Below are 24,959 nucleotides of genomic sequence, written 5' to 3'. Positions count from 1 at the left end.
CGCCCGCTGCCGGGCGGACATTCCGATCATTCGAAATTCATTCCCGATGTCCAATCCGTCTGCCACGTCTTCCCGCATGACTGCGCCCGAACTGCGCGCGACCACGTCGCTCGCGGCGATCTTCGCGTTGCGCATGCTCGGCCTGTTCATGATCATGCCGGTGTTTTCGGTCTACGCGAAAACCATCCCGGGCGGCGACAACGTGCTGCTCGTCGGGATCGCGCTCGGGGCCTACGGCGTCACGCAGTCGCTGTTCTACATCTTCTACGGCTGGGCGTCCGACAAGTTCGGCCGCAAGCCGGTGATCGCCGCGGGCCTCGTGATCTTCGCGCTCGGCAGCTTCGTCGCCGCGTTCGCGCACGACATCACGTGGATCATCGTCGGCCGCGTGATCCAGGGCATGGGCGCCGTGTCGTCGGCGGTGCTCGCGTTCATCGCCGACCTGACCTCCGAGCAGAACCGCACGAAGGCGATGGCGATGGTCGGCGGCTCGATCGGCGTGTCGTTCGCGGTCGCGATCGTCGGCGCGCCGATCGTGTTCCACTGGGTCGGGATGAGCGGGCTGTTCGCGATCGTCGGCGTGCTGTCGATCCTCGCGATCGGCGTCGTGCTGTGGATCGTGCCCGATGCGGCGAAGCCCGTGCACGTGCCGGCGCCGTTCGCCGAGGTGCTGCACAACGTCGAGCTGCTGCGCCTGAACTTCGGCGTGCTGGTGCTGCATGCGACGCAGACGGCGCTGTTCCTCGTCGTGCCGCGCCTGCTGGTCGACGGCGGGCTGCCGGTCGCCGCGCACTGGAAGGTGTACCTGCCGGTGATGGGGCTCGCGTTCGTGATGATGGTGCCGGCGATCATCGTCGCGGAAAAACGGGGCAAGATGAAGCCGGTGCTGCTCGGCGGCATTCTGGCTATCCTCATCGGTCAATTGCTGCTGGGCAGCGCGCCGCATACCATCCTGATTGTGGCGGCGATTCTTTTCGTCTACTTCCTCGGGTTCAACATCCTGGAAGCGTCGCAGCCGTCGCTCGTGTCGAAGCTCGCGCCGGGTTCGCGCAAGGGCGCGGCCACGGGCGTCTACAACACCACGCAGTCGATCGGGCTCGCGCTCGGCGGCATCGTGGGCGGCTGGCTGCTGAAGCACGGCGGCGCGAACACCGTGTTCTACACGTGTTCGGGGCTCGTGGCCGCGTGGCTTATAATCGCGGCCAATATGAAAGCGCCGCCGCGCAAGGCCGGAACCTGATTGTCGGGTGGGCGCCGGCGGCGTTCGCCGGCTCCCCCCGGCGGGCTGCTCCGACGGCTGTCGCGGGCGGCCCGGCATCGAATTTACTGGAGAAACACATGGCATCCGTCAACAAGGTCATCCTCGTCGGCAACCTCGGCGCCGATCCTGAAGTCCGTTACCTGCCGAGCGGCGACGCGGTTGCGAACATCCGCCTCGCGACGACCGACCGCTACAAGGACAAGGCAAGCGGCGATTTCAAGGAAATGACCGAGTGGCATCGCGTCGCGTTCTTTGGCCGTCTGGCGGAAATCGTCAGCGAATACCTGAAGAAGGGGTCGTCGGTCTATATCGAAGGCCGCATCCGCACGCGCAAGTGGCAGGGCCAGGACGGCCAGGACCGTTACTCGACCGAAATCGTCGCCGAACAGATGCAGATGCTCGGCGGCCGCGGCGGTTCGGGCGGCGGCGGTGGCGGCGGTGACGAAGGCGGTTATGGCGGCGGCTACGGCGGTGGCGGCGGCGGTCGCGGCGAGCAGATGGAGCGCGGCGGTGGCGGCGGCGGTCGTGCCGGCGGCGCGGCGCGCGGCGGTGCAAGTGGCGGCGGCCAGAGCCGTCCGAGCGCGCCGGCAGGCGGCGGCTTCGACGAGATGGACGACGATATTCCGTTCTGAGATCTCGCAACCAAACGCTGTAAAGATCGACCCCGCCTTTTGGCGGGGTTTTTTTTAGCCTTTTTAGCCCATGGCGGATCAAATCTGATTCGATTTTCTGCGGCGATTTTTATTTTGCTTCGGGAACATTCGCCCCGAATAGCGGCGGCAGGTAGCGCTTTCGCGCTGGGCCACGTCTCCGGCTGATCAATTGTCCGGACGGCCTGTACGCGGTCCGCATTCCTTCACTTTCGCATGCCCGATCGACGCTAGAGGACCTTGTTGCGCCAGTATCGTTAGGACACCGTCTGATTCCGACGGCCGGGGCGGACATGTCGGTGATGGAATCGGGCGGCGGCAGTCGACAAGAAAGCCGAATGATGTGCAGTTTTTTCGGGGAGTATTAGGAATTTATCGAAGGATTTCGTTTTTATAGAAATAAATCGTACTTGTATTATTTATCTTGATAGGACTGAAAATTATGATTCGGTAGCGAATGCAAATGGTGGTTTACCGAATTGATAATGGATCGTTACGGCCGAGGCTTCTGGTATTTTCTTGCGACCCGGCATCCAGGCGTCACGCATCATCGAGACGCACGGCCAGCGGTGGTGCGCGCGCCCGTTGCCGGCCTCGGCGGCGGTGTTCCATACGCGCTGGGCTGTTGCGCGGCGATGGGGCTGTTCCTGCCCGGTGTCGCGTTTTCGCAGTTGCCGAACGCGGGCCAGTCGATGCGCGAAATCGAATCCGTGCGCCCGGCGCTCCCGGCCGCGTCGGCGCCCGAGTTGAGCATCGAGCGTACGGAGCAGGCCGCACCCGCGCCTGAGGGCGTCGATGCGGGGCCGCGCGTGACGGTCCGCGCGTTCGCGATCGGCGGCAATCGGGTGTTCACGTCGGCGCAGCTCGAGCCGCTCCTCCAGGACCTGGCCGGGCGGGAGCTGAGTTTTGGCGAGTTGCAGGCGGCTGCGGCTCGCATCACTTCCTACTACCGCGAGCATGGCTACGTGCTCGCGCGCGCCTATCTGCCGCGTCAGGACATCGACGACGGCGTCGTCCGGATCGACGTGCTGGAAGGCCGCTACGATCGGATCGAACTCCATAACCGCTCGCGCGTGCTGGACGGCGTGGTGCGCCAGCCGCTGTCCGCGCTGCGTCCGGGCGAGGCGGTGCGCGGCGCCGATCTGGCGCGCAGCCTGCTGCTCGTCGGTGACCTGCCCGGCGTCGACGCCAAGGGCACGTTGCGCTCGGGGCGCACGCAGGGCTCGACCGATCTGGTGATCGACGCCGATCCGGGGCCGATCGCGACGGGAACGCTGGAGGCGGACAACTACGGCAACCTGTCGACGGGGCGCTACCGGCTTACCGGCAGCATCGCGGTCAATTCGCCGCTGCGCATCGGCGATCGGCTCACGTTGCGCGGCATGGGAAGCGACACGCTGCAGCGCTACTACAGCGCGTCGTACCAGTTGCCGGTCGGGCCGTGGTCGACGCGCGTCGGCGTCGGCTACTCGAATCTGCATTCGAAGGTCGGCGAAGGCTTCGAGGAACTCGATCTTCACAGCCGCGCCAACATCCAGAGCGCATTTGTCGTTCAGCCGCTGCTGCGCGGCCGCGCGTTCAACCTGAACGCGCAACTCCAATACGAGAACAAGAACCTTCACGACGACTATCGCGCGTTCCAGATACAGGACGACAAGAACGTCGGTCTATGGACTTTCACGCTGAGCGGCAACGGCGACGACGCATTGCTCGGCGGCGGCACCACCGCCTTCTCCGTTTCGGCCGGCGCGGGCCGCCTGCGCACGGCCGACGTGCTTGGCGCGCAGGGGTTCGTCAAGACGCGCGGCACCTTCAAGAAACTCGGCGTCAGCGTGATGCGCCTGCAGGCGCTTGGCTCGCGTTTCCAGTTCTACACACAGTTCAGCGGCCAACTGTCGTCGGGCAATCTCGACGCGTCCGAGCAGTTCAGCCTCGGCGGCCCGTACGGCGTGCGCGCCTACACGCTCGGCTCGGGCAGCGGCGATCAGGGGTGGCAGGCGAGCGCGGAATTGCGGTATGCGGTGGCGCCCGGCTGGCGGGTCAGCACGTTCGTCGACGCCGGCCGGGTCGGCATCAACAAGCATCGCGTGTTCAAGGACACCAACATCATCCGCATGCAGGCCGCGGGATTCGGCGCGGGCTGGTACGGGAAGGGGCATCAAGTCACGGTGGCGGCCGCCTGGCCGTTCGCCTCAAGCGAAGGGCTGGCGTCGTCCGCCGGCTCGCCGCGAATCTGGTTTCAGGCGACTCAGTATTTCTGAGCGTCTGGACGAGCGCCTGCATGACGCAGGGTTTGGCAGTCAATACAACAAGGAAACCAAAGATGAACAAGGCTTATGCATTGGTCTGGAATCAAGCGAACGGATGCTGGAGCGTGGCGGGCGAGAACGCGCGTCGGCGCGGCAAGGCGGGCGGCCGCCGTGTAATCGCGGCGGCCGTGTCGCTGCTGGGCTTCGCGGCGTCGAGCGCATATGCGCTGCCCACGGGCGCCGAGATCGTGTCGGGCAAGGGCGACTTCGCGACGTCGGCCGACAACAAGACGATGTCGATCAACCAGCATACGGACAAGCTGATCACGAACTGGCAGGACTTCAGCGTCGCCGGCGGCGAGCGCGTGTCGTTCAATCAGCCGACGAGCCAGTCGCTGGCGCTGAACCGGGTGGTCGGTGCGAACGGCAGCAACATCGAAGGCCGCATCGATGCGAACGGCAAGGTGTTCCTGGTGAACCCGAACGGGGTGCTGTTCGGATCGGGCGCGCAAGTGAACGTCGGTGGCCTCGTGGCGTCGACGCGCGACATCTCGGACAAGGATTTCCTGAACGGCAACTTCCGCTTCAACGGTAAGTCGGCAGGCCAGGTGGTGAACCAGGGCACGATCACGGCGGCGGACGGCGGCGGTGTCGCGCTGCTGGGCGCGCAGGTAACGAACAACGGCGTGATCCGGGCGCAGATGGGCACGGTCGCGCTGGGCGCGGGCAATGACGTGAAGGTGAACTTCGACGGCAGCAAGCTGCTGAGCCTCGAGGTGAACGGCGCGGCGGTGGACGCGCTGGTGAGCAACGGCGGCCTGCTGAAGGCCGACGGCGGCCAGGTGCTGATGTCGGCACGGTCGGCGAACAGCCTGCTGGGCACGGTGGTGAACAACAGCGGGACGATCGAGGCGAAGGGGCTGAACAACGTCGCGGGCCGGATCACGCTGGACGGTGGCGACGGCGCGGTGCACGTGGCCGGGACGCTGGACGCGAGCACGCTGGCGGGCGCGGAAGGTCACGGCGCCGTGGTGACGAAGGGTGCCGCGGTGCGCGTGGCGGACACGACGACGGTCGACACGCGCGGGCACGATGGTGTGGCGGGCAAGTGGACGATCGAGTCGGCGAATGCCGGCGTGGGTCGGAGCGCCGCGTCGCGCGCGCTCGTGATCGGCGGCCAGCAGGTCGGCGGTTCGGGCGGTTCGGATGCCGCGATCGGCGCGGATACGCTGGCGCGCAATCTCGGCACGACCAACGTCGAACTCGCTCGCACGACCGGCACGCTGAAGGTGGACGCGCCGGTTACCTGGAGCAGCGACAACGGGCTGACGCTGACGTCGCGTCAAGGCGACGTGGAACTGCACGGGCCGGTGACGGCGACGGGCGACGACGCGGGCGTCACGGTGAACGCGGCGAAGCAGATTCGCGTGAACGACAAGCTGACGCTCGATGGCCGCAACGCGAAGCTGGAACTGAATCCGGGTAGCGGTCTCGCGGTGAACGGCGACGGCGTCGTCACGCTGTCGGGTGCGAATGCGTCGTACCGTTCGAACGGCGACGCGTATCGCGTGATCAACAGCGTCGATCAACTGCGTTCGATCGACAACGACCTGTCGGGCCGCTACGTGCTCGGCAGCGCAATCGACGGCGGTGGCCGCCAGTTCCGGAGCATCGGCAACGACCGCACGTTCTTCGGCAAGTTCGACGGCCTGGGCAACACGATCAGCAACGTATCGGTGTACGGCACCGGCCCGTTCATCGGCCTGTTCTCGGTGAACGCCGGCTACATCGGCAACCTGAAGCTCGCGTCGGTGAACGTGACGGGCGCGCGATCGTACACGGGCAACGGGCCGGCGATGATCGGCAGCCTCGCGGGCGTGAATACGGACACCGGCGTCATCTCCAACGTGAAGGCGACGAACGTGGTCGTGAACGGCGGGACGTCGCGCATGCAGGTGCTGGGCGGTCTCGTCGGCACGAACCTGGGCGGCGACATCGATCGGTCGTCGGTCACCGGGCGCATTGCAGGCAGCTGGGCCACGTTGTCGATGGGCGGTCTCGTCGGCGAAAACTACACGATCGCGGGCCGTCCGGACAAGCTCGGCACGATCAGCAACAGCTCGGCCGATACGACCATTTCGGGCGGGATCGCGGATCAGAGCTGGTTCTACGGCGGCGTGGGCGGTCTGGCCGGCATCAACCGCGGCGGCGTGATCTCGAATTCGAGCAGCACGGGAAGCATCACGCTGGCGCAGACCAATGCGAAGGTGGGCGGTCTGGTCGGCGTGAACAGCGTGAACGGTGACGTCGGCACGGGTGCGATCCAGAATTCGTCGTCGAGCGTCAACGTTGCCGTCAGCGGCCGTAACAGCAGCATCGGTGGCCTGGTGGGCGACAACGACGTCGGCACGAGCATCGCGAACTCGTCGGCGAGCGGCACCGTCCGCGGCGCCGGTAATTCCGCGATCGGTGGTCTCATCGGCGTGAACCGCGGTTCGCTCTCGAATGTGTCGGCGAGCGGCGCGGTCAACGGCACCGCGTCCGGTTCCACGATCGGCGGCCTCATCGGCCGGCATCTTCTCGGCACGGTCGCCAATGGAACGGCGACGGGCAATGTCTCGGGCGTCGGCTCGGCCGCGATCGGCGGTCTCGTTGGCGTGAACGAAAGCGTCCTCACGAACGGGACGGCAACGGGCGACGTGACCGACAAGTCGGCTGCGCTTATCGGTGGCCTCGTGGGTCAAAACAAGGGGCAAATCACGGTGGGGATCGCCCGCGGCGACGTCACCAGCGGCGGAGCCAGCCATGTCGGTGGTCTGGTCGGCAATAACGACAAGGGCACGATTTCCGGTTCGGATGCGTACGGCCAGGTGACGGGCGGCGCTTTCAGCCTCGCGGGCGGCCTCGTTGGCGTCAACACCGGCGCCATCAGCGGGTCCCAGGCGAAGGGTTACGTGAGCGCTGACATGAAGAGCACCGTAGGCGGCCTCGTCGGCATGAACGGCGGCACCATCGCAAATAGCAAGGCGTCAGGCAAGGTGGTGGCGGGCGCTTCGGCGAGCGTCGGCGGTCTGGTCGGCAAGAACGCGAACGGTGACATTTCGAACAGCAAGGCGATCGGCGTGGTGGAGGGCGGCAACTCCGCTTACGCCGGCGGCCTGGTCGGCCACAACGACGGTCGAGTGTCGAACTCGGAAGCGTCCGGCGCGGTGACTGCCGGCACGAGTAGCGCCGTAGGCGGTCTCGTCGGAATGGGCAATGTGGCGGGTAGCGTTGCGAATAGCAAGGCGACAGGCGACGTGACGGGCGGCGATTATGCGAGCGTCGGCGGTCTGGTCGGCACTAACGGCCACCTCGTGTCGAGCTCGGAATCGTCGGGTACGGTGAGCGGCGGTAGGGGTGCGCGTCTCGGCGGTCTCGTCGGCTATAACGTGGCCACGGTGAAGGGCTCGACGACGAGCAGCCGCATCAACTATGTGTCCGGGTATGACCAGGCTTACGGTGGTCTGGCGGGCTTGAACTACGGACATATCGAGTCGAGCGTGGCAACCGGCGCGGCAGCCGCGGTGCAACAGATCGGTGCTGGCCGTCGCGTCATCGCGTCCCGGTAAGCGCACCGGTCTCGATGCGGGGGGCGGGCTTTTCGCCAGCCACCCGCGAAGCTGACCGTCGCTTGTCGTAGTCACTGAAGGCGGGGCATCGGAGTGATCCGGTGCCTCGCCTTCGTCGTTCATCGGCGCGACTCAATCGGGCCGGCGTGGCCGCGTGCCCGCCCTTCTGTGTGGGTCGTGCAACCATCGGGGGCGGCTGGCAGCGGATGCGTCCGCGGCGGGCGCACATCGATGCACGCGGGGGCTCGGCGATTCGCCGCACGATCCCGATGCACGTCGCGATACGGCAGGCAACCGGTCTCGGGTATGCTGGTGTCTTCCGTTGGCTTCGATCGAGAGGGGACTATGCGGCGTGTCGTGTTCAACCAGAAGGGCGGCGTGGGCAAATCGACGATCGTCTGCAACCTGGCGGCGATCAGCGCGAGCGAAGGGTTGCGCACGCTCGTCATCGATCTCGATGCGCAGGCGAACTCGACGCGCTACCTGCTCGGCGACGCCGCGGCCGATGCGCAACCGGGCGTCGCCGGCTTCTTCGAAACCGCGCTGACCTTCAACTTCCGTCCGATCGACGTCGCGTCGTTCATCCACGCGACCCCGTTCGACGGGCTCGACTTGATGCCCGCGCATCCGGATCTCGACACGCTGCACGGCAAGCTCGAATCGCGCTACAAGATCTACAAGCTGCGCGACGCGCTGAACGAGCTCGACATGTACGACACCGTATACATCGACACGCCGCCCGCGCTGAATTTCTATACGCGCTCGGCGCTGATCGCGGTCGAGCGCTGCCTGATCCCGTTTGACTGCGACGATTTCTCGCGCCGCGCGCTGTACACGCTGCTCGAGAACGTGAAGGAAATCCAGCAGGACCACAACGCGGCGCTCGAGGTGGAAGGGATTGTCATCAACCAGTTCCAGCCGCGCGCGAGCCTGCCGCAACGGCTGGTCGACGAGCTCGTCGACGAAGGGCTGCCGGTGCTCGCGTCGCGGCTGTCCGCATCGGTGAAGATCCGCGAATCGCATCAGCAGTCGAGGCCGGTGATCCATCTCGAGCCGACGCACAAGCTCGCGCAGGAGTTCCGCGCGCTGCATCGCGAACTGGCCGGCTGATCTCGCGCGCGACCGCACCGACCGAGGCCGCTTCGAGCGGCCTTGTTTTTTTGTCGCGACCGGCAATTCGTCCGATTATTGATTTCGTCATTAATAATCAAGAAAACGATTTCACAAGAAATCCACAAAAAATATGACATAAATGGGTGCTCCATTTTCAATGGTGCCCGGTTTTCTAATAAGCGGAATAATGAATTGGCAAATATTGCGCCACGTCATGATGCGCTGTGCTGCAAAAGGTAAAAAAGCGTCGCCGGCCGGTGAGGGGCACTGTCTTGTCTGAGATTTCGGCGTGCCCGCAGCTTCGGCGGACGGTTCAAAGGGTAATAAGGGTTTACACCTATTATTAATGCCATTTAATTGACAATTAATCGATCTAGAATGACTTCCTTCTACCGCCCGTTCCCAAACAGGTGACGGGTTTCAATAAGGAAGCGGTTGTTTACCCGAGCTTCCATTTTTCTTTACGTCGTCTCTCGCATAGCCAACAGGAGCGTGCCCGATGTCCGTATTTGCCCCCGAAAAACTCACCGCCGATTATCAGTCCGGTATCGCCGCGTGGTTTGCAATCGCCCGTCCGGCGATCCACGGTTTCGAGGCTGTCGTCGAACTCAACCTGCAAGCGGCCCGGACGGCGCTCGAGGACTACGAGGACAAGCTGAAGAACGCGTTCACCGGCAGCAACCCGGCCGCGGGCTTCGCGCAGCAGGTCGCCGCGCCGCAGGAAGCGGCCGGCAAGGTCGCGTCGTACGGCCGGCATCTGTTCGAGATCGCGGTGTCGACGCAGTCCGAATGGGCGAAGGTCGCCCAGGCGCAGTACGAGCAGAACGACAAGCGCCTGAAGGACGTGCTCGGCGAGCTGTCGAAGCATGCGCCGGCCGGCTCGGCGCCGGTGGTGGCCGCGCTGAATTCGGCGCTGTCCGCGGCGAGCGCCGCGGCCGACTCCGTGCGTGAAGCCACGGGGCAGGCGATCGAAGCGGCGAAGAGCGGCTTCGATGTGGTCAGCGAAACGGCCACGCGCGGCGCGAAGCAGACGGCGGCCGCCGCACGCAAGGACGCAGCGGCCGCGCGCGAATCGGCTGCGTGACGGCCCGAACGGGCCCGAACGAGCACGAACGCGCATGAATGCGTGTCGCGCGCAGGCGCGACACGATTGATTGGCGCCGGCGCCGCGTGTGCCACGCGGGGCTGGCGAGCTTCGGCTCGCCGCAAGACGCCCGTGCACGGTTGCCCGTGCCACGGTGCGAACGGATGCCGCCCGCCCTATGGCGTACGGCGGCGTGTGGCCGCGATCGCGCCGGATGGCCCGACACGCGTCATCGCCGTGTACAGCACGCCTCGTGCGGGCGTCAGAACCACACACTGATTTCGATGCAGGAACTGAACATGACGGACGTAGTGATCGTATCGGCCGCGCGGACCGCGGTCGGCAAATTCGGCGGCTCGCTGGCGAAGGTGGCCGCGCCTGAACTGGGCGCGACGGTGATCCGCGCGGTGCTGGAGCGTGCGGGCGTGAAGCCCGAGCAGGTCAGCGAAGTGATCATGGGCCAGGTGCTGACGGCCGGCTCCGGGCAGAACCCGGCGCGGCAGTCGCTGATCAAGGCGGGGCTGCCGAGCGCCGTGCCGGGCATGACGATCAACAAGGTGTGCGGCTCGGGCCTGAAGGCCGTGATGCTGGCGGCGAACGCGATCGTCGCGGGCGACGCGGACATCGTGATCGCGGGCGGCCAGGAGAACATGAGCGCGGCGCCGCACGTGCTGCCGGGCTCGCGCGACGGCTTCCGGATGGGCGACGCGAAGCTGGTCGACACGATGATCGTCGACGGCCTGTGGGATGTGTACAACCAGTACCACATGGGCATCACGGCGGAGAACGTCGCGAAGGAATACGGGATCACGCGCGAGGAGCAGGACGCGTTCGCGGCGCTGTCGCAGAACAAGGCGGAAGCCGCGCAGAAGGCCGGGCGCTTCAACGACGAGATCGTGCCGGTGTCGATCCCGCAACGCAAGGGCGAGCCGCTGCAGTTCGCGACCGACGAGTTCGTGCGTCACGGCGTGACGGCCGAATCGCTGGCCGGGCTGAAGCCGGCGTTCGCGAAGGACGGCTCGGTGACGGCGGCGAACGCGTCGGGGCTGAACGACGGCGCGGCGGCCGTGCTGGTGATGTCGGCGCAGAAGGCGGCGGCGCTGGGCCTGACGCCGCTGGCGCGGATCAAGGCGTACGCGAACGCGGGCGTGGATCCGAGCGTGATGGGCATGGGTCCGGTGCCGGCTTCGCGCCGGTGCCTGGAGCGCGCGGGTTGGACGCCGGGCGACCTGGACCTGATGGAGATCAACGAGGCGTTCGCGGCGCAGGCGCTGGCGGTGCACAAGCAGATGGGCTGGGACACGTCGAAGGTGAACGTGAACGGCGGGGCGATCGCGATCGGTCACCCGATCGGCGCGTCGGGCTGCCGGATCCTGGTGACGCTGCTGCACGAGATGGCCAAGCGCGATGCGAAGCGCGGGCTGGCGTCGCTGTGCATCGGCGGCGGGATGGGCGTCGCGCTCGCGGTCGAGCGTCTCTGAGTGGTGATTGACGGCACGGCTCGCTCGCGGCGCGCGCCCGCGCCGCGGGCGAGCCGCGCGGGTTTCGCGCAAGACGGGAAATCGACAATAAGCGCGAGGTACCGATGCGTGCCGCGCCCGCGACGCGGGGCGGCCGTGCATCGAAGCGGTGGGGCTGCAGCAGGTGCGAGGCCGTCGCCCCGTCTTTCATCGATTACTTTTTTGTCGGTAATTCATAGTATGACTAAGCGAATCGCAGTTGTGACAGGTGGGATGGGCGGTCTCGGCGAAGCGGTCAGCATCCGGTTGAACGACGCGGGCCACCGGGTCGTCGTCACGTATTCGCCGAACAACGCCGGCGCGGACCGCTGGCTGACCGAGATGCATGCGGCCGGTCGCACGTTCCTTGCGTACCCGGTGGACGTGGCCGATCACGACTCGTGCCGGGAATGCATCGAGACGATCGTGCGGGACGTCGGCCCGGTCGACATTCTCGTGAACAACGCGGGCATCACGCGCGACATGACGCTGCGCAAGCTCGACAAGGTCAACTGGGACGCGGTGATCCGCACGAATCTCGACTCCGTGTTCAACATGACGAAGCCGGTCTGCGACGGCATGGTCGAGCGCGGCTGGGGCCGCATCGTCAACATCTCGTCGGTGAACGGCTCGAAGGGTTCGGTCGGCCAGACCAACTACGTGGCCGCGAAGGCCGGCATGCACGGCTTCACGAAATCGCTCGCGCTCGAGGTCGCGCGCAAGGGCGTGACGGTGAACACGGTGTCGCCGGGCTACCTCGCGACGAAGATGGTCACCGCGATCCCGCAGGACATCCTCGACGCGAAGATCCTCCCGCAGATTCCGGTGGGTCGGCTCGGCAAGCCCGAGGAAGTCGCGGCGCTGGTGGCGTACCTGTGCTCGGAGGAGGCCGGCTTCGTGACGGGCTCCAACATCGCGATCAACGGCGGTCAGCACATGCACTGACGCGCGGCGGCCCGCACGGCATTCGCGCGCGTGCGGGCAGCGTTGCGCACCATCCCGTGCCGGAGCGACGGCAGGCGCGCCGCTTCGGCCTCGCATTCCGGAGGACGCATGGGCGACACCTGGATGGGACTCGTGATCGGCGGCACGGCACTGGCCGTCGCGCTGACGATGGCGATTTCGCTCTACCGGCTCGAGCGGCGCCGCGCGCGGCTGTTGCGGAATTTCGATCATCGCGATTGCGGGCTCGCAGCGTACGGCAAGTGCTTCGCGCGCAGGCCGGCCAGGCCGCTGCGTCGCGCACGTTGGCCGTCGCGCCGACGCGTTGCGATCGGTGATCGATGAGCGGCCGATCGGCGGTCACGTCCCGCGCGCATGCCGTCCGCGACGCGTGGGCGCGGGATCAGTCGTTCCTTTCGCCCTTCCCGGCCGATTCGCCCGAGTCGTTCTTGTGGAAGATCCGCTTCGTCGTGCGCTTGGTGGCTTCCCAGCCTTCGCGCGACGCATGGGCGACGCCGTGTCCGACCGCCTTCGCGGCGCTCGCGGTCGCGTGGCCGAAGCTGCGCGCCGCTTCGCCGGTCTTGTGCGCGGCTTCCTTCGAATCGCGCTTGATGTCCTGCTTCACTTCCGACAGGTCCGCGTGGGCGAGCGGGCTGAGCAGCGCCAGAACGAGCGCGGCGCCAATGAACTGACGAACTTTCACGACCGGGTTCCTTGAGGTAAGCCTCGTCATCGAGGTTTCGGGTTGCCGGCAGGCGCCGGTTGAAACGCGCCGGCGGCCGATGCGTCGAGCATCACCGCCGCGCGGCCGGACAGCAGCACGCGCTCGCCGCAACGCAGCGCGAAGCCGTATAGCACCGAGCGGCCGTCGCCGCTCACGCGTTGCGCGTCCACGGTGAGCGGCTGCGCGAAGATGTCGAGCCGGTCGACGAACGCGTCGACGTTGCGCACGCTCGCGAGATAGCCGGCGCGCGGGCGTGCATCGTGCGCACCGAGCAGCGCGCCGTGCACGGCCATCGCCTGCGCCGCGTATTCGATGCCGCAGACCGACGCGAGCCGCCCGTGCGCGCGCAGCGGGTTGTGCGGATCGCGGTGGCTCGACGCGGTGCAGCGAATGCGTTCGGCGTCCCACGCATCGACCGAATCGAGCACGCACATCGCGCCGGCGTGCGGAATGTGCGCGGCAATCCACGCGTGGTCGAGCGGCGGGGCCGGTGCGGCGGTTGCGTTCATCGCGCGCGCTCCGCGAAGGTCCCGGGCATCGCGACGTCGACCTGAAGGCGCGTGTCGTCCAGATAGTCGAGCACGACGCGCGTCGTACGTTGCGTGGCGAGCGCCTCGAGCAGCGGCAGCACGCGCGCGGCCGGATTGCCGGTGCGCAGTGCGTCGAGCCCGGCGTGCGCGAGCGCCGTCGCGGGTGCGTCGGTGAGTTGGACGTCGATACGGGCGAGCGCGCGCTCGCCGGCTTCCGGCGCCAACACGAGCGCGACGCCGAACGCGTCGCCGATCGGCCGCACCGCGCGCAGCGGTTCCGGATAGTCGGTGTCGTACGCGATCAGCAGGCTCGGCACGCGATCGACGACGACCTGGCACAGGCTTTCGAGCAGGCCGGCGGCAAAGCTGCCGTCGTGCGCGCACAGCACGTTCGACGTCGCCATCGCGCGGGTCGCGATGCTCCAGTAGCCGGCCGGCGCGTTGTGCACCGAGTTGTGGAAGCGCGTCGGCGACAACTGGCGATCGTCGCCGGCCAGCGTTTCGCAGATCGCGTGGCAGTTCTGGCCGTCGCCGCCGGATGCACTGAACACGGTCGCGAGCGTCGCGGCGTCGCGGCCGCTCGCGGCCACCGCTTCGTGGCCGACCGCGAGCGCGGCGCGCACGACGGGGCCCGTGCGACGCCGCTCGGCCGACGGCAGGCCGGCGGGCGGCGGCAGCTCGGTGCGGGCAGGCACGTAGGGCGCGCGGCCCGCGAGCACGTCGGCCGCGTGCGGCCAGCCGTTCAATCCCGGGCCGACGAGGCCGATGCTTTCGATGAAGGCGGTGAGCGTCATGGCGGGCCTCAACGGCGGTCGTGATCGGCGCGGCCGAGGATCAGGCTGCAGTTCGTGCCGCCGAAGCCGAACGAATTGGAGAGGACGGCGCGCACGCGCGTGTCGCGGCTCGCGAGCACGTAATCGGCGACGAGCGCCGGGTCGGGCTGCGTCGTGTTGACGCCGGCCGGCACGAATTGCTCGCGCAGCGCGAGCGCGGCGACGATCGCTTCCAGCGCGCCGGCCGCGCCGAGCGTGTGGCCGGTCGCGCCCTTCGTCGAGCTGCACGGCGTGCGCGCGAACAACGTGCGGACCGCGCGGCTTTCCGCTGCGTCGTTGCTTGGCGTCGCGGTGCCGTGCAGGTTCACGTAATCGATATCGTGCGCGCCGAGGCCGGCGGACGCGAGCGCCTGTTCGATCGCGGCGCGCGCGCCGAGCCCTTCCGGATGCGGCGACGACATATGGTGCGCGTCGCTCGATTCGCCGATGCCGAGCAGCAGGATCGCGTCGCCGTCGAGCGCGGCAGGCGCGGCCGGGGCGCGTTCGACGAGCGCGAACGCGGCGGCCTCGCCGATCGAGATGCCGTCGCGCGCGACGTCGAACGGCCGGCACGGCTGGCGCGACAGCAGTTCCAGCGAATTGAAGCCGTACAGCGTGGTCAGGCACAGCGAATCGACGCCGCCGACGACGGCCGCGTCGATCAGCCCGGCCTCGATCATGCGGCGCGCGGAGCCGAACACCTTCGCGCCCGACGAGCACGCGGACGAGATCGCCATCGCCGGCCCGCGCAGCGCGAAATACGCGCGCACGAACGCGGCCGGCGAATACGGGTTGTGCGTGTGCGCATAGCGGAAGTCGGCCGGCAGCGCGCCGCTCGTCGGGTCACGGCGCCGGTACGCGCGTTCGGTTTCGAGGATGCCGGCCGTGCTCGTGCCGACGAACACGCCCACGCGTGCGGCGCCGTAGCGCGCGACCGCCGCCGCGACGCGCGCATCGAAGCCGTCCTGCGTCAGGCCGAGTTGCGCGAGGCGGTTGTTGCGGCACTCGAAGTCGGCGAGATCGGCGCGTACGGGCCGCGCATCGACGCCGTCCACCGCGCCGATCCACGTGTCGAGATCCGCACGCTCGAAGTTGCACGGCACGAGCCCGCCGCGGGCGTGGCGCAGTGCATCGAGGGTCGCGTCGAGGCCGCGGCCGATGCAGCTGGTGGCGGTGAAGTGCGAGAGCAGGAGAGGGTTCACGAGAGTCGCATCCGGTGGCCGGAACGGGCGCTGCAGCAGGGCCGGCACGCGCGCCGTTCGAGGTCAGATCTTATCAAACGGGGGTGCCGGAACGCCCGGCTGGCCGGGCGGTTCGGGCGCGAGCGCCGCGCGCAAGGTGGTCCAGTGCAGTTGCGCGTTGGCGGCTGCGCGCAGCACCGCCGGCAGCACGTCGAGCACGACCGGTTCGCCGCGCGCATCGCGCGCCGCGTGACCGTCGTGCACGAGCAGGATGTCGCGCGCATCGAGCCCGTGCAGCAGGCGGCGCGTGACGGTCGCGGCGTCACGCGCACGCGTGTCGAAGCCGCGCCGCGTCCAGCTCGCGAGTTGCAGGCCGAATTCGCACAGCACGGGTTCGAGAAACGGATTGCGCAGGCCGGCCGGCGCGCGGAAGAACAGCGGGCGCGTGCCGGCGATGTCGGTCAGCGTCTGCTGCGCGGCGGCGATTTCGCGCCGCAGCGCCGCCGGCCCCGATAGCGAGAACGTATGGCGGTGCCGCTGGCTGTGGTTCTCCACCGCATGGCCACGCGCGACGATCGCCTCGATCCACCGCGGATGACGGCGTGCGAGATCGCCGATGCAGAAGAACGTCGCGCGCGCGTCGTAACGGTCGAGCAGGTCGAGCACGCGCGGCGTGACGTCCGGGTCCGGGCCGTCGTCGATCGTCAGCGCGATGCGGCGGCCCGCGCCGGCCGGCAGGCGCGTCCAGTTCGGGCCGAGCAGCGTGCTGCGCGGCCACAGGCCGGCCGCGGTCAGCGCGAGATGCGACGCGGCCACGCCGCCGACGGCCCACGGCCACGCGGCCGGTTGTGCGATCACGGCGGCGGCCGCGCCCGCGTGCAGCGCGGCGGCGCCCGCGATCAGCGGCGTCGGCTTCCAGCGGCGTGCGTCGCCGGTATCGCGCGGGGGGATGAAAGGCGGCACGTTCATGCGCGGCCTCGTTGCTCGTGATTGCCGACCGCCGTCGCGGCGCGCGGCGCGAGAATCGCCGCGAACGCGAGCGCGAGCATCGCGCCGGGGCCGACGGTCAGCCCGAAGGTTTCGAGCAGCGGCACGCGCGACAGCGCGAGCAGCCCGAAGCCGGCGACCGTCGCGAGGTTCGCGATCAGCAGCGACACCAGCGTGTACGGCGTGACGGGCTGCGCGTCGCCGCGCCGGCAGAAGAATAGCGCGTAGTTCGAGCCGACCGCGACGATCAGCAGCATCCCGACGAGGTGCAGGATCGTCAGTTGCACGCCGGCGAGCGCGAAACCGGCCGTCACGACCAGCACGGCCGCAACGAGCGGGGCGAGGGCGCGCGCGGCGAGCCGGGGCGAGCGCAGCGCGATCAGCAGCAGCACGGCGATCACGGCGAATCCCGCGAGCGACAGCCGGATGTCTTCGTGCACGTAGCTCACGTACAGCCGATCGGCTTCGGCCTTCATGTCGACGAACAGCGCATCGGGCACGCCCGCGCGCGCGACGGCGGCGCGAATCCGCGCGGCGTCGACGCTCGGCGCCGGCTGCGCGGTGCGCGCGGCGTCCGGCGCACGCAGCGGCAGCATCGCGCTCCAGCGGCCGTCGCGTTCGGTCAGCAGCGCGTCGACGGCGAGCGCCATCGACGTGCCGCGCAGGTCCGCGCGCGTCAACGGCGGCGCGCGACGCGCGGCGTCGACGTCGGCGACGAACGGCGCGAACAGGTCGGGTTTCACCGCGATCGGCTGGTTCGCGACGGCAACGCGCATCCGTTCGGCGAGTACGCTCGCATCCGGCAGGCTCGCCTGGCGCGCGCGCTGCGCGGCGTCGCTCGGCAGGTAGCGTGCGGGGTTGTCGAAACCGCCGAGCGTGCCGTGGTCGACGAGCGGCTGCAATTGCGCGGCCACCTTTTCCGCGCGTTCGAGTGCGGCCTGTTCGGTCGGCGCGGCAATCACGACGAGGTAGCGCACGTCGGGCGCGCCGACGTCGGCGCGCAGCCGTGCGTCGAGCGCCTGCGCCTGTGCCGGCACGGGGCTGAGCGCGGCGAGCTCGCGGCTCCACAGGCCGTCGCGATGCAGCGCGAGCGTCGCGCACGCGGCAACCACGAGTACCGCGAGCGGCCAGCGCAGCCGCGGCGCGGCGTCGGCCGCGCGCGCGAGCACGGCGCCGACGCGCGATACGTCGCGAATCGCGACATGCTCGCCGCGCAGGTGCGGCAGCACGAAGCGCGTGACGAGCGCGGCGGCCGTCAGCCCGACGATCGAATAGAGCCCGAGTTGCACGAGGCCCGGGAATCCGGAGAACAGCATCGACGCGAACCCGCACACCGACGTCAGCACGCCGAGCCGGATCGTCGGCCAGTACGCGGCGACCCACGCGCGCGTCGCGTTGGCCGGGTGCGCGGCGCCGCGCGTGCCGACCGATGCCGATTGCACGAACAGGTAGATCGAATAGTCGACGGCTTCGCCGATCAGCGTCGTGCCGAACCCGAGCGTCAGCCCGTGGACCGTGCCGAACGCGGCGCTGACTGCCGCGACTCCGGCCGCGACGCCCGTCAGCACCGGCAGCAAGCCGAGCGCGAGCGTGCGCGGCGAACGGTAGAGCGTGAGCAGCAGCGCGACGATCAGCACGACGCTCGCCGTCGACAGCCGTTCGACGTCGTGCCGGATCGTGTCGCGCGTATCGACCGAGAACACGCCGGGGCCCGTCATCGCGAGCGTCGCCGCGTTCGCGTTCGGCACGGCCCGCGTCGCGGCCGCAAACGCGCGGCGCACGGCGTCGATCGCGCGGGCCTGCGCGTCGGTATCGGAGCCGGCGGCGGCCGTCTGCACGACCAGCACCGCGCGCGTGCCGTCGCGCGACGCCCACACGCCGTCGCGGCTCGCGGGCTCGGCCGCGCCGTCGAGGCCGTCGACGAGCGCGGCGACTTCGCCGGTCGGATCGCGCGGCAGCATCGCCTTCGCGACGAGGCCGGCCGACGAACTCAGCAGGTCGAGGCTGTCGCCGAGCGCCTGGTGCAGGCCGTCGGCGCTGAAGCGCTGCGGCGTGACGGCCGGGCTCAGCAGATAGCGGTGATCGAAGATGAACTGCCGGTCGCGCGCGTCGTTCGCGGCTTCGCCGTTGTGAACGGCCGCGAACCGCGGATCGGCGCGCAGCGTGCCGGCGACGCGCCGCGACAGCGCGGCGCGCGTGGCCGCATCGCCGCCGTCGATCGCGACGAGGATCAGGCGCGACACGATGCCGTCGCGCAACTGGTCGACGAGCACGCGCTGCCCGGCGCTCGGCGCGTTCGGCAGGAACGCGGACAGGTCGGCCGTGAAGTGCGCGCGCCCGATCGCGACGCCGCACGCGACGAGCGCGAGCAGCCACACGAGCACCGCGCGCTGCCGCCATGCGGGCACGCGGGGGGCGACGGGGGAGGGGCGCATGCGATCGTCCATCAGTTCGCGTTCGCCGCGGCGGGTTGCAGGCGCATCACCGAACGATCGCCGTCGGCCTGCCGGATCGTGACGCCGCGCAACGTGTCGCGCGTGCCGTCGAGCGTGATCGTGCTGACGACCTTCAGCATCCGCGAGTCGAGCGGCGTGAGCGTCATCGTCCAGCCGTCGCCGCGCCCGGACAGCGCGACCTTGTACACCCGTTCGAGCGCGAAGCGGTTGCCGGCGAGCGTCGCGCGGATGCTGTCGATGAACGCGCCGAGCTCCGGATAGCGCGCGAGCGCGAGCGTGTACTTGCGGTCGTTGCGCTCGACGGTGAGCATGTCGCCGTCGACGACGAGGTGCTCGGGCTTCGGGCTCAGCGTGTGCTTTTCCAGATGATCGGGCGCGACGAACACCAGTTCACCCGACGATTCGACCGGCTGCGTGGCGATCGACAGGTGCTTCGTCTCGGTAAAGGTCGCGCGGCCCGACTTGTGCTGCGCGAGCGTCGACATCAGCCGGTCGAGAGTCCAGGCCGAACCGGCATCGGCCGCGTACGCAGGCACGGCCAGCGCGATCGCGGCGGCGCTGGCGGCGAGCACGCGCGCGGTGCACGCGGCCACGGGCAACGAGAACGGGAACAGGCAGCGGCGAGCGGCGGTCATGCGTCGGAATCCCTCGTGGCGGGCAGGTCGGCGCCGGCGCGCACCGCGTCGCGGCGCGCGGGCGCGGCGTCGCCGCCTTGCCAGAAATCGAAATAGTTGAACCAGTTGTACGGCGCCGCGCGGCAGTACCTGTCGAGCAGCGCGACGTAGCGCGCGAGCGCCGCGTCGACCGCCGCCGCGCGCGTGTCGCGCCGCACGTCGGAAAAATCGGCAAGGGTCTCGAAGTGCACGTCGTAGCGGTTGCCGTCGCGATAGAGGCCCGTCATGAAGATCACCGGGCGCTTGAGCATCGCGGCCATGTAAAGCGGGCCGACCGGGAACGCGGCCGGCGCGCCGAGCAGCGGCAGGCGCCGCAGCGACGCGGCCGCGTCGTCGAGCAGCGTGCGGTCGGCGAGCATGCCGACCATGCAATTTGCGTCGAGGCGCTCGCGCACCTTCAGCATCGAGTCGACCTGCCCGAGCGGAATCACCTCCGGCTGCGCGGCCGGGTTCACCGCCGCGAGCGTCGCGTTGATCTTGCGTGCGTTCTGCTCATACATCGTGACGACCACGCGCAGGTCCGGGCGCGTGCGGCCGATCGCGCGCACGACCTCGAAGCTGCCGAGGTGCGCGCCCATCAGGAACGCGCCGCGTCCGCCCGCGAGCGCAGCGTCGACGAGCGTTTCGCCGTGCAGCCGGATGTCGAACAGGTCGAAGCGCCCGTTCATCAGGTACACGCGATCGTGGATCGTCGCCGCGAACGTGAACACGTGCCGGTACACGTCGCGCCAGCGCACGGGGCGGTCGAGCACGCGGCGCAGGTAGTCGCGCGACGCCGCGCACGCGGCCGGCGAGAACAGCACGAAATACGTCGCGATCAGGTGCAGCACGATGCGCGCGCGCTGTCGGCCGAAGCGCAGCGAGATCCACGTCATCGCGCGCAGCAAGCCCGCGTTGCTGCGCTCCTGACGCTCGGCCCACGCGGTGCGCTTCATGGCTGCGCGCCATCCCGCGCGGCCGGTGGCGCGGACAGCACGCCGGTCGCGACCTCGCGCGAACCGGCGCGCACCGTGAAGCGGATCGCGCCGCCGGCCGCGGCGTCGTACGCGAGATCGAGCGGTTCGCCGGGTGCGACCGGGCTCAGGAATTTCGCGGCGCCGAGCCGCCACGCGTGCAGCGGACGGTTCAGCGCCGCGCCGATCGCATGGATCGCGTGATCGAGCAGCACGACGCCCGGCACGACCGGATGGCCGGGAAAGTGGCCGGGCAGCGCGGGATGGTCGGCGGCGATCGTGAACGCGAGCGAGGGCGAGGGCGAGGGCGACGGCGTGCCGGCCGGGTCGCCCTCGGCCGGCGGAACGACCGTCGTGGCCGCCGCGGCCGCGGCGCGCGCATGGTGCGCGACGAGCGCGGCCAGCACGTCGCGCGGCAGCTTGCCCGTTTCGTTGCGCGGCAGCGCATCGACGAACACGAGCGGGCGCGGCATGAACGCGGGGTCGATTCGCTCGCGCAGCGCGCGTTGCAGATCGGCGGCCGCGAGCGTCGGCGCGACGACCAGCGCGACGAGCCGCGTGACCGGTTCGAGCGCCGTGTCGCCACGCGCGGGCGCGGCTTCGTCGGGCATGAAGAACACGCCGTCGACCACGCGGGGGATCGCGTTGAGCTGATGATTTAGATATGCGAGCGACGTGCGCTTGCCGGCGATGTTGACGAGGTCGGCCTTGCGGCCGTGCAGCAGGAACCGGCCGTCGCCGAGCAGCTCGAGCGCGTCGCCCATCGGCACGGGCGTCTCGACGTGCCCGCCCGATACCCAGACCGTCGGCTCGCTGTCGTCGCCGGCCGGATCGTCGCGTGCGTCGCGCGCGTCGAGCCGGATGCCCGGGAACGGGTCCCACGCCGCGCCTTGCGACGTGCGACGGGTCGCGATCTGGCCCGTCTCGGTGCTGCCGTAGATCTCGACGAGCGGCGCGTCGAGCGCGGCCTCGGCTTCGCACGCGAGCTTTTCCGACAGCGGCGCGGTGGCCGACAGCACCAGCGCCGCGCGCGGCAGCCCGTGACCGGCCGCCAGCAGCGCACGCAGGTGGATCGGCGACGTGACGAGCACGCGCGGCTGCGGGATCGCGTCGAGCTCGTCGCGAATGTCGCCCGGGTAGAACGGCTGGCGGTTGCTGAACGCGAGGCCGCCGATCAGCGCGAGCAGCACCGTCGACTCGAAGCCGTACATGTGCTGCGCGGGCACCGTGCCGATCAGCGTGGCCGCGCGCCCGTCGAGCAGCCCGAGGCGCTCGGCCGCCGCGCGCACGCAGCCGACCAGGAAGCCCCAGGTCTTGCGGTGCGGCACCGGCGCGCCGGTCGAGCCGGACGTGAACACGTAGGCCATGATCCGCGCCGCGTCGATCTGCGGCACGGCGAACGGCGCATCGCCCGTGCATTCGCCGGGCGCGGCGTCGGGATACGCGAAGCGCGGCAGGTCGATCGCGCAGTCGGGCGCATCGTGCAGGCAGAACGCGTCGGGCGCGAACGACGCGAGCTGGCGGACCATTTCAGGCGTATGCGTCGACGGCAGCAGGCTGATCCTGCCGGCGACGAGCGCCGCGCACAGGCTGACCGCGAAGCGATAGCGGTCGCGGCACACGTTGAACACGTGGCCGCCGGCGGGCAGCGCGGCGGCCACGCGCGCGACGTCGGCGACGAAGGCGCGCACGGTGACGGGCGAGCCGTCGCGCCAGGCGATCGTCTGGTCGGGCGAGGCATGGAATACCAGCGGGTGAGTCGGCATAAATCGGTCAAGACGGGAACGAAGGCCGGCGCGGCCGTGAAGCCACGCCGGTCATGAATTCATCGCGAGGCCTGCGACGCGTGGGTCGACGCGCGATACGCGCGCACCGCGTCGATCATCCGCGGCCGTGGCTCGTGAGGCAGCGCGAAACGCCGGCATGCATGCTCGGCGGCGAACATCACGGCGACGAGCGGCAGCGACAGATAGTTCGCGAACGTCGACCACGTGACGATCGGCGCGGTCGCGAACAGCAGCGTCGACACGGCGGCGGTCGCGACGAAGAACAGCGTCCACGCGAGCGTGATCCGCCGCGTGTAGCGCGCGACGGCCGGCGTGACGGCGCCGTGGATCATCGCCGCGAAGCGCGTGCACAGCGGCACCTGGCCGGCCACGAGCGTGCGGCCGAACAGCAGCGCCATCGCGACGTTGAAGCTCGCGTGTTCCAGATACAGGCCCCATTCGAAGTGCCGCGCGAGCGGCGCGCGCGCGACCCACAGCGCGGCGGCGGCCAGCAGCCATGCCGGCACGAGCCATGCGCGCCGCGGCGAGCGCAGCGCCGCGCCCAGCGCGAGCAGCAGCGGCGGCACGAGCGCCATCGCGAGGCCGAAGCCGTGCGCGCCGGGTGTCGCGCTCGCGTAGTGCGCGCCCACCTGGTAGGCGGCCACGGCCCCGGCCGCCGCAATGCCGCGCACGACGGGCAGCAGCCGGCTCATCGGCGGCCTCCGCGCGCGCCGCGTGTGCACCGGCCGGCGGCCGGATGGCGGCGGCGGACGGGCGGGCGAACCGGAACGGGGCACAAGAGCGGACGCGGCATGACTGGAGACATCGGGTGGATCGTCGGCGGACGCGCGGTCGGGCCGTCAAACATCATATGAATGGTGGCCCGGACGCGGGTCCGGGCCGGTGGTCGGGCACGCTCATTTTAGGGCCGCGGCAGCGCCGGTTCGGGGCGGCCGCGACCGGCTTTTGTAACCGATTGTATGGCGCGGGACGAACGGTTTCGCGGGGTCGGTGCATTTCCATCCAAAGCGGCTCAAGCGTCTCGTGCATTCGCGGCCGAAACGGGCCGCGGCGGCGGCTCGCCAGTCTTGTAACCATTCGCGGTATACGCCCCGATACCCTTCGTCTAGAATCCGCGTAACTTTTACAAACGATCCCCAAACGACGCAGGCGGGGAAGCCGGCAGAGGCCGGAGGGACGGAGATTCGCACGCGCCGGGCGTGCACGATGGTTGCCGTTTCCGGGCGCCTCCCGCTGCCATGGGCCGCCTGCACGCACGCATGATGAACGCACTGGAACAAGAGCTCGCCACGCTGATCATCGGCGAACTGAATCTCGAAGACGTCTCGCTCGATACAGTGACGGCCGACACGCCGCTGTATGGCGAAGGTTTCGGGCTCGACTCCATCGACATTCTGGAAATCGCGCTGCTGATTTCGAAGCAATACGGCTTCGAGCTGCGCTCGGACAATCCGGACAACCAAAAGATCTTTGCGACGCTCGGCGCGCTGGCGGCGTACGTCGCCGCGCATCGCACGAAGTGACGGTGTCGCGCAGCGGCGTAGCGCAGCGCGCGGCGCAACGATGAAGACGGCACGCGGCGGCGCTCGGCGGACGATGCGCGGCCGCGTCGATCGAGGTGAAAACGCGATGAACGGAGCCATTCGATGCGGGCGCTCGTGACGGGCGGCAGCGGCGCGCTCGGGCAGGCGATCTGCACGGCGCTCGCGCAGGCCGGCCATGAAGTGTGGGTGCATGCGAACCGCCATCTCGCGCACGCGCAGGCGGTCGCGCAGCAGATCGTCGCGGCCGGCGGCGCCGCGCACGCGATCGCGTTCGACGTGACCGATGCCGACGCGACGCTTGCCGCGCTGAAGCCGTTCATCGACGAGGCACCGGTGCAGATCCTCGTCAACAACGCGGGCATCCACGACGACGCGCCGATGGCCGGCATGTCGCGCCAGCAGTGGCGCAGCGTGATCGACGTGACGCTCAACGGTTTTTTCAACGTCACGCAGCCGCTACTGCTGCCGATGATCCGCACGCGGCACGGACGGATCGTCAACATCGCATCGGTGGCCGGCGTGACCGGCAATCGCGGGCAGGCCAACTACGCGGCCGCGAAGGCGGGGCTGATCGGCGCGACGAAGTCGCTGTCGCTGGAGCTCGCGTCGCGCGGCATCACCGTGAATGCGGTGGCGCCCGGGATCATCGCATCGCCGATGGCCGAACAGGCGTTTCCCGCCGAACGCATCAGGCAGCTCGTGCCCGCGCAGCGCGCGGGCCGGCCCGACGAAGTCGCGGCGATGGTCGCGTATCTGGTATCCGACGCCGCGGCCTATGTGACGGGGCAGGTGTTGTCCGTCAACGGCGGGCTCGCATGACGCGGCGTGTCGCGTTGGCCTGACCGCATTGGCCTGATGTAACGCACCGCGGTGCAGGGCCGCGTCGTCGTTCGGCCTGCGCC

Annotated in this window: 21 protein-coding genes; 11 read left to right on the top strand and 10 right to left on the bottom strand. The window is 69.3% G+C overall.

Annotated features, from left to right (window positions below; translation table 11 throughout):
* Positions 1 to 46 precede the first annotated feature (46 nt).
* The 9 genes from CFB35_RS14585 to CFB35_RS14545 all read left to right on the top strand — a co-directional run bounded on the left by CFB35_RS14585 (position 47) and on the right by CFB35_RS14545 (position 12,754).
* Positions 47 to 1,240 (top strand): MFS transporter, encoded by a 1,194-nt coding sequence (locus CFB35_RS14585; protein ID WP_059575675.1) that lies wholly within the window; start codon positions 47 to 49, stop codon positions 1,238 to 1,240.
* Between the two features lie 98 nt (positions 1,241 to 1,338).
* Entirely contained in the window at positions 1,339 to 1,893 is a 555-nt protein-coding gene (locus tag CFB35_RS14580) for a single-stranded DNA-binding protein (RefSeq protein ID WP_059575676.1), read from the top strand.
* 590 nt (positions 1,894 to 2,483) lie between these two features.
* Positions 2,484 to 4,172 (top strand): ShlB/FhaC/HecB family hemolysin secretion/activation protein, encoded by a 1,689-nt coding sequence (locus CFB35_RS14575; protein WP_306427097.1) that lies wholly within the window; start codon positions 2,484 to 2,486, stop codon positions 4,170 to 4,172.
* A 62-nt stretch (positions 4,173 to 4,234) separates the two neighbouring features.
* Positions 4,235 to 7,771 (top strand): GLUG motif-containing protein, encoded by a 3,537-nt coding sequence (locus tag CFB35_RS14570; RefSeq protein WP_089465153.1) that lies wholly within the window; start codon positions 4,235 to 4,237, stop codon positions 7,769 to 7,771.
* Between the two features lie 345 nt (positions 7,772 to 8,116).
* On the top strand, positions 8,117 to 8,881 hold the full coding sequence (locus tag CFB35_RS14565) for a ParA family protein (RefSeq protein ID WP_060009018.1): 765 nt from the start codon (positions 8,117 to 8,119) through the stop codon (positions 8,879 to 8,881).
* Between the two features lie 502 nt (positions 8,882 to 9,383).
* Positions 9,384 to 9,968 (top strand): TIGR01841 family phasin, encoded by a 585-nt coding sequence (phaP, locus tag CFB35_RS14560; RefSeq protein WP_059575684.1) that lies wholly within the window; start codon positions 9,384 to 9,386, stop codon positions 9,966 to 9,968.
* A gap of 299 nt (positions 9,969 to 10,267) precedes the next feature.
* On the top strand, positions 10,268 to 11,449 hold the full coding sequence (locus CFB35_RS14555) for an acetyl-CoA C-acetyltransferase (protein ID WP_089465152.1): 1,182 nt from the start codon (positions 10,268 to 10,270) through the stop codon (positions 11,447 to 11,449).
* 219 nt (positions 11,450 to 11,668) lie between these two features.
* Positions 11,669 to 12,412, top strand: a complete 744-nt coding sequence (phbB, locus tag CFB35_RS14550; protein WP_089465151.1) for an acetoacetyl-CoA reductase — start codon at positions 11,669 to 11,671, stop codon at positions 12,410 to 12,412.
* 108 nt (positions 12,413 to 12,520) lie between these two features.
* Positions 12,521 to 12,754 (top strand): hypothetical protein, encoded by a 234-nt coding sequence (locus CFB35_RS14545; RefSeq protein ID WP_060966647.1) that lies wholly within the window; start codon positions 12,521 to 12,523, stop codon positions 12,752 to 12,754.
* Between the two features lie 58 nt (positions 12,755 to 12,812).
* Here CFB35_RS14545 and CFB35_RS14540 read toward each other — a convergent pair whose 3' ends face one another.
* From CFB35_RS14540 to CFB35_RS14495, 10 genes are all read right to left on the bottom strand, one after another.
* Complete coding sequence (locus tag CFB35_RS14540; protein WP_089465150.1) at positions 12,813 to 13,142, bottom strand: hypothetical protein; 330 nt, start codon at positions 13,140 to 13,142, stop codon at positions 12,813 to 12,815.
* The gene (locus CFB35_RS14535) at positions 13,139 to 13,642 is read right to left on the bottom strand and encodes a hotdog family protein (protein ID WP_089465149.1); all 504 of its coding nucleotides are present in this window, start codon (positions 13,640 to 13,642) and stop codon (positions 13,139 to 13,141) included. Before CFB35_RS14535 ends, CFB35_RS14540 begins: the two co-directional genes overlap by 4 nt.
* Positions 13,639 to 14,457, bottom strand: coding sequence for a beta-ketoacyl synthase chain length factor (locus CFB35_RS14530; protein WP_089465148.1), 819 nt, complete (start codon positions 14,455 to 14,457; stop codon positions 13,639 to 13,641). Before CFB35_RS14530 ends, CFB35_RS14535 begins: the two co-directional genes overlap by 4 nt.
* A gap of 8 nt (positions 14,458 to 14,465) precedes the next feature.
* Positions 14,466 to 15,677 carry a beta-ketoacyl-[acyl-carrier-protein] synthase family protein gene (locus CFB35_RS14525; protein ID WP_089465293.1) on the bottom strand — a complete coding sequence of 404 codons (1,212 nt, stop codon included), beginning with the start codon at positions 15,675 to 15,677 and terminating at the stop codon, positions 14,466 to 14,468.
* Between the two features lie 63 nt (positions 15,678 to 15,740).
* Positions 15,741 to 16,625, bottom strand: a complete 885-nt coding sequence (locus CFB35_RS14520; RefSeq protein WP_089465147.1) for a polysaccharide deacetylase family protein — start codon at positions 16,623 to 16,625, stop codon at positions 15,741 to 15,743.
* The gene (locus tag CFB35_RS14515; RefSeq protein WP_089465146.1) at positions 16,622 to 19,090 is read right to left on the bottom strand and encodes an MMPL family transporter; all 2,469 of its coding nucleotides are present in this window, start codon (positions 19,088 to 19,090) and stop codon (positions 16,622 to 16,624) included. The genes CFB35_RS14520 and CFB35_RS14515 overlap by 4 nt, the downstream gene beginning before the upstream one ends.
* A complete protein-coding gene (locus tag CFB35_RS14510) occupies positions 19,090 to 19,734 on the bottom strand; it encodes an outer membrane lipoprotein carrier protein LolA (protein ID WP_089465145.1) in 645 nt (214 codons plus the stop codon). Before CFB35_RS14510 ends, CFB35_RS14515 begins: the two co-directional genes overlap by 1 nt.
* Entirely contained in the window at positions 19,731 to 20,708 is a 978-nt protein-coding gene (locus CFB35_RS14505) for an acyl-CoA synthetase (protein WP_089465144.1), read from the bottom strand. The genes CFB35_RS14510 and CFB35_RS14505 overlap by 4 nt, the downstream gene beginning before the upstream one ends.
* The gene (locus CFB35_RS14500) at positions 20,705 to 22,492 is read right to left on the bottom strand and encodes an acyl-CoA synthetase family protein (RefSeq protein ID WP_089465143.1); all 1,788 of its coding nucleotides are present in this window, start codon (positions 22,490 to 22,492) and stop codon (positions 20,705 to 20,707) included. The genes CFB35_RS14505 and CFB35_RS14500 overlap by 4 nt, the downstream gene beginning before the upstream one ends.
* A gap of 59 nt (positions 22,493 to 22,551) precedes the next feature.
* Positions 22,552 to 23,205, bottom strand: a complete 654-nt coding sequence (locus CFB35_RS14495; protein ID WP_089465142.1) for a hypothetical protein — start codon at positions 23,203 to 23,205, stop codon at positions 22,552 to 22,554.
* Between the two features lie 546 nt (positions 23,206 to 23,751).
* On the opposite strand from CFB35_RS14495, the gene CFB35_RS14485 reads away from it, so the two are divergent.
* Positions 23,752 to 24,036 (top strand): phosphopantetheine-binding protein, encoded by a 285-nt coding sequence (locus CFB35_RS14485; protein ID WP_081066508.1) that lies wholly within the window; start codon positions 23,752 to 23,754, stop codon positions 24,034 to 24,036.
* 123 nt (positions 24,037 to 24,159) lie between these two features.
* Positions 24,160 to 24,876 (top strand): 3-oxoacyl-ACP reductase FabG, encoded by a 717-nt coding sequence (gene fabG / locus CFB35_RS14480; protein WP_059580749.1) that lies wholly within the window; start codon positions 24,160 to 24,162, stop codon positions 24,874 to 24,876.
* The last annotated feature ends 83 nt before the right edge of the window (positions 24,877 to 24,959 follow it).

The sequence above is a fragment of the Burkholderia sp. AU16482 genome (assembly GCF_002223285.1).
GTDB lineage: Bacteria > Pseudomonadota > Gammaproteobacteria > Burkholderiales > Burkholderiaceae > Burkholderia > Burkholderia semiarida.
This window is presented reverse-complemented; position numbering and strand designations above follow the sequence as displayed.